The sequence below is a fragment of the Pseudomonas sp. GM55 genome, from assembly GCF_000282395.1.
In the GTDB taxonomy this organism is placed as follows: Bacteria; Pseudomonadota; Gammaproteobacteria; order Pseudomonadales; family Pseudomonadaceae; genus Aquipseudomonas; species Aquipseudomonas fluorescens_CC.
In genome coordinates this window covers 167,032-185,264 of sequence record NZ_AKJJ01000034.1, presented here as the reverse complement: position 1 = coordinate 185,264, position 18,233 = coordinate 167,032, and the positions used below count along the sequence as shown (strand labels likewise).

The window sequence follows — 18,233 nt, the reverse complement described above, 5'->3', positions numbered from 1 at the left end:
ACATGAAAATTCTGATCGTTGGGCCCAGTTGGGTCGGTGACATGGTGATGGCGCAGACACTTTTCCAGTGTCTGAAACAACGCCACCCGCAATGCGAAATCGACGTGCTGGCCCCCGAGTGGAGCCGGCCGATTCTTGAGCGCATGCCCGAGGTTCGCCAGGCCTTGAGCTTCCCGCTCGGTCACGGTGTGCTGGAGCTGGCGACGCGCCGGCGCATCGGCAAATCCCTGGCCGGCCAGTACGATCAGGCGATCCTGTTGCCCAATTCCCTGAAGTCGGCGCTGGTGCCGTTCTTTGCTGGCATCCCGAAACGCACCGGCTGGCGTGGCGAATTGCGCTATGGCTTGCTCAATGACGTGCGCACACTGGATAAAGATCGTTATCCGCTGATGATCGAGCGCTTCATGGCCCTGGCTTACGAGCCGGGCGTCGAGTTGCCAAAACCCTATCCGCGCCCTGCGTTGCAGATCGACCCGGTCACCCGCGAGGCGGCTCTGGCCAAATTCGGCCTGACCCTCGACCGTCCGGTGCTGGCCCTGTGCCCCGGCGCCGAGTTTGGCGAGTCCAAGCGCTGGCCATCCGAGCATTACGCCAAGGTCGCCGAAGCGAAGATCCGCGAAGGCTGGCAAGTCTGGCTGTTCGGTTCGAAAAACGATCACGCCGTGGGCGAAGACATCCGTGCGCGGCTGATTCCCGGCCTGCGAGAAGAATCGGTCAACCTCAGTGGCGGCACCTCGCTGGCCGAAGCCATCGACCTGATGTCCTGTGCCGATGCGGTGGTGTCCAACGACTCCGGCCTGATGCACGTCGCCGCGGCGCTGAATCGCCCTCTGGTGGCGGTCTACGGCTCGACGTCGCCGGGCTTCACGCCGCCGCTGGCCGAGCATGTCGAGATCGTGCGCCTGGGCATTGAATGCAGCCCATGCTTCGACCGCACCTGCCGGTTCGGCCATTACAACTGCTTGCGCCAGCTCATGCCGCAAGCGGTGAACGAAGCCTTGCAGCGTTTGCAGGGCACTGTGGTCGAGGTCAAATAGCTTGCGGGTTCTGTTGATCAAGACTTCTTCGCTGGGCGACGTCATTCATGCGTTGCCAGCGTTGACTGATGCGGCGCGGGCGATTCCCGGCATCAAATTCGACTGGGTGGTGGAAGAAGGCTTTGCCGAGATCCCGACCTGGCACCCGGCGGTGGGCAAGGTGATTCCGGTGGCGATCCGTCGCTGGCGCAAAAACATCTGGCAGACCATCAAGAGCGGCGAGTGGAAGCGCTTCAAGCAAAGCGTTCGCGCCACCCGATATGACCTGGTGATCGACGCCCAGGGCTTGCTGAAAAGCGCCTGGCTGACCCGTTACGTCAAGGCGCCGGTGGCCGGCCTCGATAAAAGCTCTGCGCGCGAGCCTATTGCTGCGCGCTTTTACGATCGACGCCTGGCCGTTGCCCGCGGGCAGCACGCGGTGGAGCGAGTGCGCCAGTTGTTCGCCATTGCGTTGGGCTATGACTTGCCCAAAGGCCTGGGCGACTACGGACTGAATATCGAGCGCCTGGTGGAATTGCCGCGCAAGAATCCTTACGTGGTGTTTCTGCATGGCACCACCTGGGACACCAAACACTGGCCTGAAGCCTATTGGCGCGAGCTGACCGAACGGGTCGGCTACCTTGGCGTCGGGGTGAAGTTGCCTTGGGGCAATGCGCAGGAGAAAGCCCGGGCCGAGCGTATCGCTGCGGGTTTCAAGCACGCCGAGGTGCTGCCAAAACTGAATCTGGCTGGGGTCGGCAAGGTGCTGGCCGGCGCGCAAGCCTGCGTGGCGGTGGACACCGGCCTCGGCCATCTGGCCGCCGCGCTGGATGTGCCGACGCTGTCGCTGTTCGGTCCGACCAATCCGGGCCTGACCGGCGCCTACGGCAAGGTGCAGATTCACATGGCCAGCGACTTCCCGTGTGCGCCGTGCCTGCAAAAGAAATGCACCTATCAACCGACGGCCGACGATGCCCGTCAATTTGACCTGAAACGCGAGTGGCCGTTGTGCTTCACGCGTCTGAACCCCGAGCGTGTCGCCAGCCGACTGAGCACGTTGTTAATGGCTGAGGAGCTGCGCTGATGCAATTGGCATTTGTCTTGTACAAATATTTTCCGTTTGGCGGCTTGCAGCGCGATTTCATGCGCATCGCCCTGGAGTGCCAGAAGCGCGGTCACCAGATTCGCGTCTACACGCTGATCTGGGAAGGCGACGTGCCGCCGGGTTTCGAAGTGCTGGTGGCGCCGGTCAAGGCGTTCTTCAACCATCGGCGCAACGAAAAACTCAGCGAATGGATGGAGGCGGACCTGGCCAGGCGCCCGGTTGACCGCCTGATCGGCTTCAACAAGATGCCGGGCCTGGACGTCTACTACGCCGCCGACGGCTGCTTCGAAGACAAGGCGCAGAACCTGCGCAATTCGCTGTATCGCCGCTGGGGCCGCTATCGCCACTTCGCCGAATACGAGCGGGCGGTGTTCGCCAGGGACGCCAAGACCGAAGTGTTGATGATTTCCGAGGTCCAGCAGCCGCTGTTCATCAAGCATTACGACACGCCGCTGGAGCGTTTCCACCTGCTACCCCCGGGTATCGCCCAGGACCGTCGTCGGCCGGCCGATGCCGATGACATTCGTGCAGGGTTCCGCGCTGAGTTCAATCTCAAGGACGACGAACTGCTGCTGGTGCAGATCGGCTCCGGGTTCAAGACCAAAGGTGTGGACCGCAGCCTCAAGGCGCTGGCGGCATTGCCTGCCGAGTTGAGGAGGCGCACCCGGCTGTTTGTAATTGGCCAGGATGACCCCAAATTATTCCAGATGCAGAGTGCAACATTGGGGCTGGGGGACAACGTCACGTTCCTCAAGGGGCGCAGCGATATCCCGCGTTTCCTGTTGGGAGCCGACCTGTTGATCCACCCGGCGTACAACGAAAATACCGGCACCGTGCTGCTCGAAGCACTGGTGGCCGGCTTGCCGGTGCTGGTGAGCGCGGTGTGCGGTTACGCCCATTACATCGCCGAGGCCGATGCCGGCCTGGTGCTGGACGAACCGTTCGATCAGGCACAGCTGACGCAGTACCTGACCGGCATGTTGAACGACGCTCAAGCAAGGGCGGCCTGGAGCCGCAATGGTCTGGCCTACGCCGAGACGGCCGATCTCTACAGCATGCCGCAGCACGCGGCCGATGTAATTCTGGCGGAGCACGCTTAAATGAAGTTGATGCTGGCTGAACCGTTCAAGAGCCTCTGGGCCGGACGCGACCCGTTCGCCGAAGTCGAGGGGCTCAAGGGCGAGGTGTACCGCGAACTGGAAGCACGCCGGACATTACGCACGGAAGTCGACGGCAACGGGTTTTTCGTGAAAATCCATCGTGGCATCGGCTGGGGCGAAATCTTCAAGAACCTGCTCACGGCCAAGCTTCCCGTACTGGGTGCCGGTCAGGAGTGGCAGGCCATTCAGCGCCTGCAGGAAGCCGGCGTGCCGACCATGACCGCTGTCGCGTATGGCGAGAAGGGCCGCAACCCGGCCGACCAGCACTCGTTCATCGTCACCGAAGAGCTGGCGCCCACGGTCAGCCTCGAAGATTTCAGCATTAACTGGATCAAACAGCCGCCCGAGCCAAAGCTCAAGCGCGCGCTGATCGCCGAAGTTGCACGCATGACCGGCATGATGCACCGCGCCGGGGTCAACCACCGCGACTGCTACATCTGCCATTTCCTGCTGCACACCGACAAACCGGTGACCGCAGACGACTTCAAGCTCTCGGTGATCGACCTGCACCGCGCCCAGACCCGCCCGGCGATCACCTCGCGCTGGCGCAACAAGGATCTGGCGGCCCTGTACTTTTCCGCGCTGGACATCGGCCTGACCCGCCGCGACAAGCTGCGGTTCCTCAAAGGCTATTTCCAGCAGCCGCTGCGTCAGATCCTGAGTGAAGAGGCCGCTTTGCTGGCATGGCTCGATGGCAAGGCCAAAAAGCTCTACGAGCGTAAACAGCGATACGGGGATGCGCTCTAATGTCGGGTTGGAGACTGGAACCGGCCTACAGCGACCTGGCCGATGACTTTGGCAGTCTCGAGGCTGTGTTTGCACTGCAAGGCGAGCAGATCACCTGTGACCTGCTCTCCGAGGTCATCCGTGTCGAGCGCAATGGCGTCAACTATTACGTCAAGCGCTACGTGGGTGCTGGCAGAGGCTTGCGGCGTTACCTGGGCAAACCTCGGGTGAAGATGGAATGGCAGAACCTCAAGCGCTTCGCCAAGTGGGGTATCCCCACTGCCGACGTGGTGGCCTGGGGGCTGGAGCGGCGCGGTGTGGCCTACGCTCGCGGCGCGATGATTACCCGGGAACTGCCGCGTACCGAAGACTTGTCGGCACTGGCCGAGCGACGCGATCCGAAACTATCGGATCGCGCGTGGGTCGATACTGTCAGTCGTCAGTTGGCGCAGCACACCCGGACCATGCACGACCACCGTTTCACCCATAACGACTTGAAGTGGCGCAACCTGCTGATCGACGATGAGGCTCGACTGTTTTTGATCGATTGCCCCAACGGCGATTTCTGGCGCGGTTTCTGGCTCAAGTACCGCATCACCAAGGATCTGGCGTGCCTGGACAAGGTCGCCAAGTATCAACTGTCGGCGACCCAGCGCCTGCGCTTTTACCTGCAATACCGCAACCGGACCCGGCTCAACGCAGCGGACAAAAAACGCATCCGGCACGTGTTGAGATTTTTCGAGGGGCGCGAATGACTGATTTTCTGGCCGCTGAAGACCGTGCGCTGCTTGAGCGCCATGGCCTCGGTACATTCGATGCACTCTGGACCAGGCAACTCGATGCGGTGGACGAACCCAACACCGGTCGCGGCGGCTGGAGCAGCGTGTTTCGGCTGGATCTGGAAGGTCATGGTTTCTACCTCAAGCGTCAAAGCAACTACCTGACCCGCACATTGCGCGCACCCTTCGGAGAGCCGAGTTTCGCTCGCGAGTTTCGCAACATCTCCCGTTACCGGGAGTTGGGGGTTCCAGCGCTGGAAGCGGTGTTCTACGGGGAGCGCAAGGTCAATGGCGAAGTGCGCGCGATCCTGCTGACCCGCGCCCTGGATGGTTGGGACGACCTTGAATCGCTGCTGCAGCGCTGGGATGAATTGAGCCCTGAGCAGCACTCGGAAATCCTCAGGGCCAGTGGCGAATTGGCCCGGCGACTGCACGCTGCGCGCCAGGTGCATGGGTGCTTCTATCCCAAGCATATTTTCATGCGCGCCACCGGCAACGGCTATCAGGCTCAATTGATCGATCTGGAAAAGACCCGACCGCTGCTGTACGGGCTGCGTGACCGAATCAAGGACCTGGAACCGCTGGCGCGCCGCGCGCCCGAGTGGGGCGAGTCGCAACTGCGGCAATTACTGGCCGCCTATCTGGATCAACCGCAGGACAGCTCGCTGGTCGACAGCTGGCTGCAGCGTTTGACCGTGCGGCGCAGTCAAAAGAGGCCACGCTGATGCGTTTGTCAGAACTGAAGGCCGCTGGCCGCAATCCCGTATTGCCGCTGAGCGTATCGCTGGCCGACGCCGCCGGCCCCGCCGAGCTGCAACTGCTGAGTCTGTTGCGGGTCTTGCCGGGGCAGCGTTATGTCGGTGCCGGCGTCTGGCGTGGCCGACCAGTGTTGGCCAAATTGCTGGTCGGCAGCAAGGCTGCACGGCATTTTCAGCGTGAACTGGACGGCGTGCGCCTGCTCTCCGCCCAGGGGCTGACCACGCCGCAGCTGTTGGCCGATGGCCTGAAGGACGGCGAGGGTGGCTGGCTGCTGTTTGATTTCCTTGAGCATGCCGAAAGTCTGGGCGATACCTGGAAGCAGGTTGAGCAGCAGCCCGTACTGTCCGATGGGCAAGGGGCGGTGCTGGCCGAGGCGTTGGGTGCGATCGGCCAGATGCATCGCAAGGGCCTGTGGCAGGAAGACCTGCACCTGGACAATTTGCTGCGTCAGGGCGGTCGCCTGTACCTGATCGATGGCGCGGGTATCTGCTGCGAGACCCCCGGTCAGCCGCTGTCACGGCAGAAGGTCCTGGAAAACCTCGGGGTGTTCTTCGCCCAGCTGCCGAAGTCGATCGAGCCTTTCATTGAAGAGTTGCTGGTGTATTACCTGCTCAGCAACGGCGAACACGCGTTGCCCATGGAAGCGTTGCAGAAGCAGATCGACAAGGTCCGAAGCTGGCGCCTCAAGGACTTCCTGATCAAGGTCGGCCGCGAGTGCACGCTGTTCAGCGTCCAGCGCGGGGCTTTCGGATTGCGGGCGATTCGCCGCGAGGAAGAGTCGTCGATGGTGACGGTGCTGGAGCAGGCCGATGCCTTGCTCGACCAGGGGCATCTGTACAAGACCGGCGGGGCGGCGAGCGTCGGCAAGGTCGAGGTGGATGGCCGCACGCTGGTGATCAAACGCTACAACATCAAGGGTTTCGCCCACTGGCTCAAGCGCTTCTGGCGCCCGAGCCGGGCCTGGCATTCATGGCGCGAAGGCAACCGCCTGGCGTTCCTCGGGATTGCCACGCCCAAGCCGCTGGCGTTGCTGGAAAAACGTTTTCTATGGCTGCGCAGCCGGGCTTACCTGATCACCGAGTATTTGCCGGGGCCGGACATCATCGAGCGTTTTGCGCCGTACGTTGAAAACGGCGATGCGCCCGAAGCTGAATTGCTGGCGCTGGACCACCTGTTTGCCGAGCTGATTCGCGAGCGGATCAGTCACGGGGACTTCAAGGGTCACAACCTGTTCTGGCAACAGGATCGCTGGGCGCTGATCGATCTGGATGCGATGCGTCAGCATGGTTCGGTGGGCAGTTTCGCTTCGGCTTATGCCCGGGATCGGGCGCGGTTCATGCGTAATTGGCCTGAAACTAGTGCGCTGTATCAGGTGATCGATCAGCGTCTACCCAAGGACGTCTCCAGCGCTGACTGAATCAGGACCTTCGGTCCTATCGCGGGCAAGCCCGCTCCCACAGGGAATTCTGAACGGTCGGAACTACTGTGGGAGCGGGCTTGCTCCGGGCGGCGATCCGACGATTAGGCCCGAACAGTCAGCGAAGATTAGGGACAGGTTCTTGTGAACCGTCCTACGCGATTTTGGGAAGTCATGAACTGTGGCTGAAATCGCCCTGATGCTAGCTTGCCTGATGTTCTCGGAGGGCAGGCTTCAGATGATCAAAAAGGCAGTCGCATCAGGTGTTATCTCATTGGTTTTGACAGGGTGTGGGACCGTTTCGACGGTCTTGCAGGACGAAGCGGACGCGGCCAAGGGGCTTCGCAAGCAGAAAACCTATTGCCAGTCCATTCCCCGGGTCTACAGCGGCCTGGCCTACGATTTCTGTGTATTGAACGCACCGGCCGATCATATGGGGTTCCTCGTACCCGTTGCACTTCTGGATATGACACTGTCGGGCATTCTGGACACCGTAGTCTTGCCATACACGGTTTACCGGCAAGTCGCGGATGGCGACATCATCATTTACTGGCGGCCTGCCGGGGGATAATAAGCCCCTTGAACACCGCCACGCGCGCTTGCCGCTTGCCGCTAGAGGCTTGCCGCTGCTTTTACGCTATAATCCCGCCCTTTAGCTGTCTCTCGCTCATTGCGAAGGCACATCATTTTTGAGGCGTTTACAGCGCCTGCATGCAGACTAAAGAGGCTAGACCCCTGTGGCATTGACGATTCTTGGCCTGTCCGGCGCCCTTAGCCATGATCCTTCCGCAGCCCTGTATATCGACGGCAAGCTGGTCGCGGCGGCTGAAGAGGAACGCTTCGTACGCGATAAACATGCAAAGAACCGCATGCCCTACGAATCGGCGAAATTCTGCCTGGAACAGGCCGGCATCAAGCCGTCCGATGTCGACGTGGTGGCGATCCCGTTCGCCCCGATCAGCCTGTTCGGCAAGGCTCGCTGGCAGTACGCCAAGCGTTACTGGTACGCCCCGGACCGTGCACTCGACGCGATCCTGATGGGCAACCGTCGCTACAAGCGCTATCGCAACAAGATCGTCTGGTGCCTGGAGCAACTGGGTTTTGATCCGAAGAAGATCAAGATCGAGCCGGTCGAACACCACCTGGCCCACGCCTCCAGTGCTTATCACTGCTCCGGTTTCAAAGAGAAAACAGCGATCCTTGGCATCGACGGCAAGGGCGAGTACGCCACGACCTTCTTCGGTTATGGCGTAAACGGCAAGATCCACAAGATCAAGGAATTCTTCGATCCGGACTCCCTCGGCGGCCTGTACGGCGCGATCACCGAATTCCTCGGTTTCGATATGCTCGACGGCGAATTCAAGGTCATGGGCATGGCGCCGTATGGCGATGCCAGCAAGTACGATTTTTCGCGCCTGGCTTCGTTCGAGAACGGTGAGCTGGTGATCAACACCGACTACGCCAACGTCATCGGCCTGCGTCGCTACAAAGAAAAGGGCAAGGGTTACTACTTCTCGCCGAAGCTGATTGAGTGGCTGGGTCCAAAGCGCGAAGGCGACATCGCCGACGAGCCGTACATTCACTACGCCGCCAGCATTCAAGCGCTGTTCGAAAAAATCGCGTTGCAGATGATCGACCACTACTTGGGCGACGTGCTCAAGGAAACCGGCAAGCTGGCCTATGCCGGTGGCTGTGCGTTGAACGTCAAGCTGAACCAGAAAATCATCGCTCGCGACGACGTCAAGGAGCTGTTCGTACAGCCGGCGTCCGGCGACGCCGGCACCGCGGTAGGCGCGGCAGCCTATGTGTCCCATGCCCGTGGCGTGCCGGTCGAGAAGATGGAACACGTCTACCTCGGCCCGTCCTACAGCAACGAAGACGTGATCGCCGCCTGTGCTCGTCACGAGAACAAGCCAACCTGGCGCAAGCTCGACAACATGCCGGAGCAGATTGCCAAGATCATGGTCGACGGCAACCCGGTGGCCTGGTTCCAGGGCCGCATGGAGTTCGGTCCGCGTGCACTGGGTGGTCGCTCGATCATCGGTTGCCCGAGCGTGGCCGGCGTGGCTGACCGCATCAACCACCAGATCAAGTTCCGCGAGCGCTGGAGGCCTTTCTGCCCGTCGATGCTCGACACTGTGGCGCCGCAGATGATCAAGATCGATCACCCGGCTCCGTTCATGACCTTCACCTTCGAAGTGGCTGAAGAGTGGAAAACCCGCGTGCCGGAAGTCGTCCACGAAGACGGCACCTCCCGCGCCCAGGTGCTCAAGCGCGAATACAACCCGCGCTACTACGACATGATGAAAGCGCTGGAAGTGCTCACCGGCAACGGCGTGTCGCTCAACACCTCGCTCAATCGTCGTGGCGAGCCGATGATCTGCTCGCCGACCGATGCGCTGAATATGTTCTTCGGTTCGGATCTACAGTATCTGATCATGGAAGACATCCTGGTGGTCAAAGAGGGCGCGAACGCCTATGACACGTTCGGCTGAACGCCATGTGCTGCAGTTCTGCCACGGCTATGACGGGCCGTTTCTGGACTGCGCACGGCAGTACGCCAGCCTGTTCGCGGGGACCGGGTATCGTGTGACCACGGTGTTTCTCACCGGGGCTGCCGATGCCGAAGTCGCCGCGGGCTGCGCTTGCGATGAAGTACTGTTCATGGAGTACAGCTCCAAGGCCATTCGTGGCCTGAAGCTGGGCGCCATCGGCGATCTGCGCAAGATCGCCGCGTCGCGCAACTTCAGTTTCTGCATCGCTCACCGCTTCAAACCCATCTATATCGCCTTGCTCGGTACGTCGTTGCCGGTCATTGGCGTGCACCACGGGTTTGAAGACTACAAGCGCGGCAGTCGTAAACTGTTCGCGCATATATTCCGCAAGCGTTTGAGTCTGCTCGGCGTGTCCGACGCGGTGCGCGACGACATGCGCAATTGCCTGCCAAAGTGGCCGGCTTCGCGAATTCAGACGTTGTACAACCGTATCGACGTGGATGCCTTGCAAGCCACACAGGTGTCGGCTCGCGAGGCCCGGGAAACCCTCGGGCTGGCGGCGGATGCCTGGATCGTCGGCAACGTCGGACGGCTGCATCCGGACAAGGACCAGGCCACGCTGCTGCAGGGTTTCGCCGAAGCGTTGCCGAGGCTGCCGGCCAACAGCCAACTGGTCATTCTCGGTAAAGGACGTCTGGAGGAAAAGCTCAAGGCTCAGGCGCGGGAACTGGGTATTGGTGACCGGGTGTTGTTCCTCGGTCAGGTGCCGGATGCGCGCAACTACTTCCGGGCCTTCGATGTGTTTGCCCTGAGTTCCGATCACGAACCGTTCGGCATGGTGCTGCTGGAGGCCATGGCCGCCGGCGTACCCTTGCTGGCCACGGCCTGCGGCGGAGCGAAGGAAGTGGTCGAAGGCGTGGGCATCCTGTTCCCGTTGGGCGATGCCGGACATCTGGCCCAGGGGCTGCAACATCTGGCCGGCATGGATGATCAGCAACGCCGACAGTGTGCCGAGTTGATGCTCGAACGCTTGCGCGAGCGCTTTTCCGACCGTGCGGTGCGCGATGCTTTCTGGCACTTGCCGCACGTTACCGAACTGGCACAGAGGGGCTGATGCTCAACCGATTTCAAGGCTGGCGCGAGCGTGGCTGGGCGGTAGTCGACGCCTCGACTTACGCCGAAACCTGGCAGCGATATGGCGGCAGCGTCGCGACTCATCCCATGGTGGTCGAGCGGCTGGCGCAACTGGCTGACATTCCGGTGCGCTACCTGGCCTGGATGCAGGGCGATGAGGTCAAGGCGGCGATCCCGACCTGGGGCCGCGACCTGGCCTTGTCCAAGGACGTGCTCAAGCGTCGCGGTAAAAAAGGTCTGTTCGATCTGGGCAATGCCGAAATCATCCTGCCGGCCGCTGCCGATGCCACGGCGCCTTTGCGTCATCGCGCGCGGTATCTGTCGGCACTGAACGAAGGCCGTTTCACTGGTATCAGGTTGCAAGCCGAACAACTGGCCATGGCCCGCACGCCCGAAGAGCTGTCGAAAAAGTTTCGCTATAACCAGCGCCGCGAATTGCGTTTGCTGGAAGAAGCCGGTGGTGTGGTGCGGCCGGTATCGGAGTTTTCCAGCTTCGATCTGGCGGCTATTTATTGCGATCTGTTCCAGCGCCGCTGGGGCTTCCCGGCGACGGGGGCAGAACGCATGGCCGACGTCATCGAATTGTTGCGCGAGTTGTTGATCGGCTCGGTGATTTTCCTCAACGATGCGCCGATTGCGATTCAATTGGTGTACCGCGTCGAAACCCCGCAATGGATCAGCGTCGAGTACATCAACGGTGGGGTCGATCCCGAGACTCGCGAGTTCAGCCCTGGCAGTGTGTTGAGTTTCCTCAATACCCAAAGCGCCTGGGAGCATGCCCGGGCGCAGGACAAACCATTGCGCTTTTCCTTCGGTCGCGCCGACCGTGAATACAAGGATCGCTGGTGCAACCCTGTGCCGGTCTTCACCGTATGAGCCAAGCCATGAGCCGCAAACAGCAACTGCTCAAGCGTCATCGGCGCAATAAACGTATCGGCCTGTTGATTGCGCTGGTGCTGTTGATCGTCATCGGTGTGCTGGTGGCCTGGTGGTTGCCGCTGGTGCTGGCGGTTCTGGGCTGGATTGCCCACGAAGCCTGGTTTGCCGACCATCTGTTCTACTCACCGAAAGACGATTACCTGTACAGCTTTCCCCCGTACACGCCGCAGCCCAAGGTGCATCTGAGCGGTGAACATTTGCGGCTGGACGAGGGCGTGATGCTGGTCGACGACGCGACGCTGGTGCTGGCCCTGCGGGTAAAAAGCACCTGGCTGGGACGTTTTATCGATCCGGTGGTCGAGTTGCTCGGGGGGGAGAGCCATGACCGACAAACCTTCGAGCGGGGCGTAAACGGCCTTCGTTACCTCAATCTCAGTGGCCAGGCTCAGGCGCTGTCGCGTGGTGACCTGCGCTTGCGCGGGCGTCACTGTCGTGTGTTCGGCGAGCCTGTGCTGTGGGCGTTCGAGCATCCGGATTATCGGCGTCAGCGGGTGATGGTCATCGCGCCTCATGCCGATGACGCCGAGCTGGCGGCCTTCGGTTTGTACAGTCAGGCCGACGAAACCTGGATCGTTACGCTGACAGCGGGTGAAATCGAAGCCGAACACTATCAGCAGATGGGCCTGAACAAGGTCGATGCGGCTCGCTTGAAAGGCCGTCTGCGCACCTGGGACAGCATTGCCGTGCCACGTTGGGCCGGTGTGCCCGAGACTCATTGCGTACAGCTCGGTTATTTCTGTCTGCAACTGGCGAGCATGCAGGCCGCGCCTGCCGTGGCAGCGGGATCGCGGGAAGCGGACCTGTGCGACACCCGGCTGTTCCGTCAATTGAATCCTTTCGCACTGCCCGGCGATGCCGATGGCGCGCCGACCTGGAACAATCTGCTGGCGGATCTGCGAGAGTTGCTGCTGCGCGCCCGGCCCGAGGTCATCGTCCTGCCGCATCCGACCCTGGATCCGCATCCCGATCATATCTGCGCCCAGGCGGCAGTCCTTGAAGCCTTGCAAGGCCTGGACTGGCAGCCGACCACACTATTGGGCTACGCCAACCACCTGCACGACAACGACCGCTGGCCGATGGGCGATAGCGGTGATGGCATCGCCCTGCCGCCGGCCTTCGATTCGACCCAACCGATGCAGCCTTATTGCCTGCCGATGCCACTTGAGCAACAACGAGACAAAGCCATGGCGTTGGGCATGATGCACGACCTGCAACCGGCGATGCCATTCAAGCGTCGCTTGCGTCGGTTGATTCAACGGTTGTTGGCCGGCCGGTTGCCGCCAATCTATGGCGAGAACGAATTCTTTCGCAAGGCAGTCCGGCGCCACGAGCTTTTGTGGTCCCTCAAGCACACACCAGGCAATGTCACTCAGCGGGGAGAGTTATGAGTCAGCGGTCAAAGGTCCTGCAACTGCAGCCTGACTACAACGTCAAAGCCCATGATTTCGCCGACCTCGCGGAGCAGATCGTCAAGGCCCTGCCCAGTGATCGCTATGAAGTGACCGCCGCGTTTCTGCGCGGCAAGCCCGGGCCGGGCGAAGCGGTGAGCCGAGCCGACCGTTCCGTATACTTCGAGTTTTCCGACAAGTCCCTCAAGGGCATGCGCCTGCGGGCGATGTGGCAGCTGTACAAGTTCTGCCGTCGGGAAAAATTCGATGTGGTGATCTGCAACCGCTTCAAGCCGGTGAACATGATGCTGGCGCTCAACCGCTGGTTGAAAGTGCCGCTGTGCATCGGCATTTCCCACGGATTTGGCGAGTACGACCGTTTTTACCGGCGCCGCCAGACCCAGCGCCTGATCGATCGTCACTGGCGCTTCGTTGGCGTGTCGCCAGCGGTGAAACAGTATCTGCTGGACTGTGACTGTGGCTTCACCGACCAGAATACCTACGCCATCACCAATGCCATCGACATCGAGCAAGCCGAAGGTCTGCAACACAGTCGTGAAAAGGCCCGCGAAATGCTGGGCATCGATCCGTCGGTGCGGCTGATCGGTGCGTTGGGGCGACTGGTGCCGGTCAAGGGCCATATCTATTTGCTGCAGGCCTTTGCCGCACTCAAGGACAAATACCCGAATACCCAACTGGCGATCATCGGTGCCGGCCGCGAAGAGTCACGCCTGGCTGCTGAAATCGACCGCCTCGGCCTCAGTGGTCGTGCCCATTTGCTGGGGTTCAAGGAAATTGCCCTGCAGTACATTCGCGCTTTCGACATCTGGACCATGCCTTCCCTGGCGGAAGGCCTCGGACTGGCGCTGCTTGAAGGCATGAGCGGGCATTTGCCGGTGATTGCCTCGAACGTGCCGGCCATGTTGCCGCTCATCGAGGGGGCCGGTGGCCTGGCGATTACGCCGAAGGATGTGCCGACGCTGCAGGCTGCGCTGGACACTTATCTCGGGCTGTCGGATGACGAGCTCAAGGCCAAGGGCGAGCAGGCCTTCCGTTATCTGCAACAGCACCATGACATCGAGGAATTCCGTCGCGAATACCTCAATCTGATCGACTCCGGCCTGGAGCAGGCCCGCAAGGAACAGCCATGAACGACGCGCAACCCATCGTCACGGTCATTATCGCGTCGTACAACCACGCCCCTTACATCGAGGAAAGCATTCTCAGCGTCCTCAACCAGACCTATCAGAACATCGAGTTGCTGGTGGTCGATGATGGCTCGAAGGATGACAGTGTCGAGCGGATCAAGGCGCTGCAGGCCATCCATGGTTTCGACTTTCGGGTTCAGGAAAACCAGGGGCTGACCAACACCCTCAATGGTGCGATTGCCCGGGCAAAGGGCAGCCTGATCGTGCCGTTCGGTTCGGACGACATCATGTTGCCGGAGCGCATCGCCACCCAGGTCGCTCATATGGACGACAAGCCCGAGGTCGGCATTTGCGCCGGCAACATCGAGCTGATCGATGCCGACGGCAACCTCTACCCGGAGAAGCGCCAGCGTCGGGATGTGCCGTTCCGTCGCCTGGACTTCGATGACATGTTCCTGGAGCGCAAGCCTTATCCTCCGGCACCCACCCTGATGATCCGTCGCGAAGCGCTGGAGAAGGTGGGCGGTTTCGACCCGACCATTCGCCTGGAAGACTTGCTGATCGAGTTGAAGGTGACCCATGCCGGTTACTTCATCGATGGCCTGAATGTGTTGATGGCGCGCTATCGCAAGCACGCCACCAACTCCTACAAGAACCACCGCTTCATGATCGACAGCATCCTGCGCACCTACGCGCTCTTCAGCGATCACCCGCTGTATGACGAAGTGCGCTACAAGTTTCTCAATTCCATGTTCCTCAAGACCGCCAACCGCGATCGCAAGCTGGCGCGTGAGTTGCTGGCGCAGATTCCGTTCAAGGCCTGGAACAGGAAAACCTGGCGAGGGTTGGGCCGGATGTATTTCTCGCGGCTGGAAAAAGACTGAGCCTATGGTTGGATTCAAAGGGGCGCAAGACGTGCTGTTGCCCGCGGTGAAATGCCCCTGGCGATTGCTCAACGTTGTTGAGCCGTCTTCTCCAGTTCGTTCCTGAACTTCCCGTTCTGGCGTAACCAGTGCAGTGTTTTCTTGCCGGCATTGATACCGGGTTTTTCGATGTACTGGTAAGTCAGACTGCTGATGATGATCAGCAGGCAACTGCACACGGCCAGCAACGGCAGGAAGACCCAGGCTTGTCGGGCGTCAAGATGCAGTACCGGCGGCAGTCGCTGCACCAGAATCCAGAGCACGAAACCGTGCAGCAAATACGTGCTGTAACTGATTTCCCCCAGCCAGCGAATGCTGCGCGGCCTCAGCGCGCCGAACAAGGTATTGCCGGACGCCACGATCACGAAAAACAGTGAAAGCAGCAGCAGCGCTCCCAGGTTGAATGCACGGTTGAATGCCGTGAAGGCGATCGCCACTGCGAGCAGGGCGATGATGCCCGCCAGCGGAGACAGGCTCCAGGCGACCCAGTGTGGGCGGCGAATCCAGTACGCCGCAGCGATGCCGCCGAGGAAGCTGGCCATGTAGTGTTTCTTCAGCGAGTGTTCCCAGCCTACCACCTCGTAAAGGGCATAGATGCCCACCAGGCACAGCACCGTCGATATCCAGCCGCCGCGATAAATGAACACCATGGTGGCCAGTGGCAAGGCCAGGTAGAAAAACACCTCGTAGCCCAGCGTCCAGGTGACGTTGGAGATCAACATGCCGGTCTGGTGGTACTGGTTGACGTCCGGCCGGTCGAAGGCCAGCCAGGCCAGGGTCTGGCCAATGAGCTGGGTCGCGGAGTCCTTGAGTTCCCAGTCTTGCAGATAGAACACGCTGACAAACACGGCCAACATCAACGGCAGGTAGAGCGGGTAGAGGCGAAACAGCCGCGATAGCGCGAACGCCAGCCAGTCGTGTTGCCGCCCGTGGGTGAGCAATCGGTCCCAGAAGAGAAAACCGGTGATCATGAAAAAGAGGGCAACGCTACCCTGGCCGAGCTGCGAGTAAAAATTGCTCGGCGGCAAGTCGATCACGCCGGTTTGCAGAAAGATCCAGGTGATTATCGAGTGGTGCACGAACACGCCGAAGGCCAGATATCCGCGTAAGCCATCGATGCCGGCAAAGCGGCTCTCACCGCGATGCTCCAGCTGTCGGGTGAATCCCGGTACGGTGCGCAGCAGCAGTGCAGCGGTCGCGATGGCGAGCAGGTAGGCTGTCATCGCGATAAGCGGGTTGGTTGCGGTCATCGGTGAGCCTGGGCCGGAGGACTTGCAGCCAGCACTTGCCTGTGCAAATTATCCACGTCGGCTTTCGAAGCCGCTGCGGCGTATCCCTGCAGTAGCGCTTCGAAGTGGTCCTCGAACAGCCAATGCCGATCTTCTGCATAGCGCTGCATATGGCGCAGGTTGCGCCGACGCAGGGAAGGGCTCAACGATGAGGGGTAGATTCGCAGGTCGGCCAGGTCGATCAGGCCGAACTCGCCGTCTTCCAGTACCAGCACATTGCCCAGGTGCAGGGAGCGGAAGTAGACCCCTTGCCGATGCAATTGGGCCATGAACTTGCCGAAACGCTCCACCAGTGCCTGACGCACTGCCGGGGCGGTGATGCCTTGCAGGATCTGGCGCAGCGTGTTGCCCGGCAGGGGCGAGTAGTGCACAGCGGTGCTGCCGTCCTCGAACCGGTAAAGGTCGAGGATGTGCGGCGTCGGGATGCCCATGTTGCGCAGTTGCACACTGTTGACGGCAAATCGATCGGAATAGGGCGTGAAACTGCCCGAGGTATACCAGCGGCGGCGGCGGAACAGCTTGAGAAAGCTGCCATCGGTCAGGCGCAGGACCTTGGGGCCCAAACCATCCTCTTCGATGACCCGGGCATCGACAGTCAGCTGTTGCAGGGCGCTTGGCGTCGCGGCCTTGATCGGCCTGTCCAGCAGGCGCCTGGCCCGTTGATTGATGCTCAATGCGGCAATCAGTGCCAAGGGTATCCACAGCAGGAACCAGTGTTCCTTGGGGCGAGAGATAATCCCGCCACCTTCGGTCAGGCCTGCGCCGATACCGAAGGCCAGCCAGGCTGAGGCCATGATAAACAGCGGTTGCACGCGATGGCGCCAGCTACTGATGAAGCTCCACGCGAGGAAGAACAGCCATGGCAGCAGACCGATAATGCCGACATAGTAGAGCACGCCCAGGGCAAAGCTATGGGGCTCCTGGAGGGTGTAACCGACGCCAGGGTCCAGGGCCAGTTCGGCGTTGTAGCCGTGGCCGATCCATGGATGCTCAGCGATCCTGCCCAGGGCCAATTGCCAGAGTTCGATACGGAAGGAACTGCCTCTTTCGAAGATCTTGTCTGCTAACAGCGCGAATGTCGCCGCTCCGGCGATGAACATGGAACCAAGCATGAAGACTGAGCGTCGATTCCAGCAGATGAAACACAGCCACAGCGCAGCGATCGTCAGCGCAACCAGTGGAGTCCTGGAGCCGGTGGCCAGCACTGTGGCGAACATGATCGCCATCGCCGGTATGCTCAACCAGAGTACCTGACGTCGCTTGCAGGTCATGCTCAGGCTCATCCAGTAGGTACAGAAAAAGCCGAAAACGTGGGAGCTGAGCAGTGGATTGTCGAACGCGCCTACACCGATCAGGCGCATTTCCGGTTGGTAGATCCGGCCGTACCTGTACAGGTTGTAGACAGAGGCGATCAGCGCCACCGTCGCAGCACAGAACAGCAGGGGCTGAATGATTTCGCTGCGATAGCGCACCAGCAGGTAGCAGCCAACGAACAGAAACAGGGTATGTAATGGCGGTTTGAACTGACCGAAGTCAATATCGTAACCCGGCCCCCAGCGCAGGCTGAGCAGTGCCCACGCCACAAACAACAGGGCTGCAATGACGATCGGTTCGTGCAGCAGTTCTTTGCTGAACCGCGGACGCAGGCACAGTGCAATCAGTGCCGGAATGCTGAACAGGCCATAGTAAAGTTTGTGATGCACACTGCGCCCCGGCAGGAAAAACAGTGCACAAAGCAGCAATAAATAACCGAGCGGAAGAATCCACAGGCAAATGAAATCGAAGACTCTATTGGACGTGCTGTTCAAAGCGTTTAATTGCATGCTGAGTAACTTATTCCTGAATTGAGCGACAGTACCAAGGCAGGGACATCTGGTGGCTATTTGACGCGCCACAATACACAGACTGTATGCGATTGCCAGAACCCTGGAGAAGCTGTGCTAAAGTCAGCGTCC

General features: G+C 60.6%; 16 protein-coding genes. 14 read left to right on the top strand and 2 right to left on the bottom strand.

Annotation, left to right across the window (positions count from 1 at the left end; genetic code table 11):
- Positions 1 to 2 precede the first annotated feature (2 nt).
- The 14 genes from waaF (at position 3) to PMI31_RS06330 (ending at position 14,950) form a co-directional block, all read left to right on the top strand.
- Entirely contained in the window at positions 3 to 1,037 is a 1,035-nt protein-coding gene (waaF, locus tag PMI31_RS06395; RefSeq protein ID WP_008016957.1) for a lipopolysaccharide heptosyltransferase II, read from the top strand.
- A 1-nt stretch (position 1,038) separates the two neighbouring features.
- Positions 1,039 to 2,100: a lipopolysaccharide heptosyltransferase I gene (gene waaC, locus PMI31_RS06390; protein WP_008016956.1), complete on the top strand. Its 1,062-nt coding sequence runs from the start codon at positions 1,039 to 1,041 to the stop codon at positions 2,098 to 2,100.
- The gene (locus PMI31_RS06385; protein WP_008016955.1) at positions 2,100 to 3,221 is read left to right on the top strand and encodes a glycosyltransferase family 4 protein; all 1,122 of its coding nucleotides are present in this window, start codon (positions 2,100 to 2,102) and stop codon (positions 3,219 to 3,221) included. The genes waaC and PMI31_RS06385 overlap by 1 nt, the downstream gene beginning before the upstream one ends.
- The gene (rfaP, locus tag PMI31_RS06380) at positions 3,222 to 4,028 is read left to right on the top strand and encodes a lipopolysaccharide core heptose(I) kinase RfaP (RefSeq protein WP_008016954.1); all 807 of its coding nucleotides are present in this window, start codon (positions 3,222 to 3,224) and stop codon (positions 4,026 to 4,028) included.
- On the top strand, positions 4,028 to 4,762 hold the full coding sequence (locus PMI31_RS06375; protein WP_008016952.1) for a lipopolysaccharide kinase InaA family protein: 735 nt from the start codon (positions 4,028 to 4,030) through the stop codon (positions 4,760 to 4,762). Before rfaP ends, PMI31_RS06375 begins: the two co-directional genes overlap by 1 nt.
- Positions 4,759 to 5,511 carry a lipopolysaccharide kinase InaA family protein gene (locus PMI31_RS06370; RefSeq protein WP_008016951.1) on the top strand — a complete coding sequence of 251 codons (753 nt, stop codon included), beginning with the start codon at positions 4,759 to 4,761 and terminating at the stop codon, positions 5,509 to 5,511. The genes PMI31_RS06375 and PMI31_RS06370 overlap by 4 nt, the downstream gene beginning before the upstream one ends.
- Positions 5,511 to 6,962 (top strand): lipopolysaccharide kinase InaA family protein, encoded by a 1,452-nt coding sequence (locus PMI31_RS06365; RefSeq protein WP_008016950.1) that lies wholly within the window; start codon positions 5,511 to 5,513, stop codon positions 6,960 to 6,962. Before PMI31_RS06370 ends, PMI31_RS06365 begins: the two co-directional genes overlap by 1 nt.
- Positions 6,963 to 7,200: 238 nt before the next feature.
- A complete protein-coding gene (locus PMI31_RS06360; protein WP_008016949.1) occupies positions 7,201 to 7,533 on the top strand; it encodes a YceK/YidQ family lipoprotein in 333 nt (110 codons plus the stop codon).
- A gap of 166 nt (positions 7,534 to 7,699) precedes the next feature.
- Positions 7,700 to 9,457 (top strand): carbamoyltransferase family protein, encoded by a 1,758-nt coding sequence (locus tag PMI31_RS06355; protein ID WP_008016948.1) that lies wholly within the window; start codon positions 7,700 to 7,702, stop codon positions 9,455 to 9,457.
- Positions 9,441 to 10,571, top strand: coding sequence for a glycosyltransferase (locus tag PMI31_RS06350; protein ID WP_008016947.1), 1,131 nt, complete (start codon positions 9,441 to 9,443; stop codon positions 10,569 to 10,571). Before PMI31_RS06355 ends, PMI31_RS06350 begins: the two co-directional genes overlap by 17 nt.
- Positions 10,571 to 11,467: an antimicrobial resistance protein Mig-14 gene (locus PMI31_RS06345; RefSeq protein ID WP_008016946.1), complete on the top strand. Its 897-nt coding sequence runs from the start codon at positions 10,571 to 10,573 to the stop codon at positions 11,465 to 11,467. Before PMI31_RS06350 ends, PMI31_RS06345 begins: the two co-directional genes overlap by 1 nt.
- Positions 11,468 to 11,475: 8 nt before the next feature.
- The gene (locus PMI31_RS06340) at positions 11,476 to 12,918 is read left to right on the top strand and encodes a PIG-L deacetylase family protein (protein WP_008016944.1); all 1,443 of its coding nucleotides are present in this window, start codon (positions 11,476 to 11,478) and stop codon (positions 12,916 to 12,918) included.
- On the top strand, positions 12,915 to 14,069 hold the full coding sequence (locus PMI31_RS06335; RefSeq protein ID WP_008016942.1) for a glycosyltransferase family 4 protein: 1,155 nt from the start codon (positions 12,915 to 12,917) through the stop codon (positions 14,067 to 14,069). Before PMI31_RS06340 ends, PMI31_RS06335 begins: the two co-directional genes overlap by 4 nt.
- Positions 14,066 to 14,950, top strand: a complete 885-nt coding sequence (locus tag PMI31_RS06330; protein WP_008016940.1) for a glycosyltransferase — start codon at positions 14,066 to 14,068, stop codon at positions 14,948 to 14,950. Before PMI31_RS06335 ends, PMI31_RS06330 begins: the two co-directional genes overlap by 4 nt.
- A gap of 68 nt (positions 14,951 to 15,018) precedes the next feature.
- Here PMI31_RS06330 and PMI31_RS06325 read toward each other — a convergent pair whose 3' ends face one another.
- A complete protein-coding gene (locus PMI31_RS06325) occupies positions 15,019 to 16,239 on the bottom strand; it encodes an acyltransferase family protein (RefSeq protein WP_008016939.1) in 1,221 nt (406 codons plus the stop codon).
- Complete coding sequence (locus PMI31_RS06320; protein WP_008016938.1) at positions 16,236 to 18,101, bottom strand: bifunctional O-antigen ligase/aminoglycoside phosphotransferase family protein; 1,866 nt, start codon at positions 18,099 to 18,101, stop codon at positions 16,236 to 16,238. The genes PMI31_RS06325 and PMI31_RS06320 overlap by 4 nt, the downstream gene beginning before the upstream one ends.
- Positions 18,102 to 18,233 lie beyond the last annotated feature (132 nt).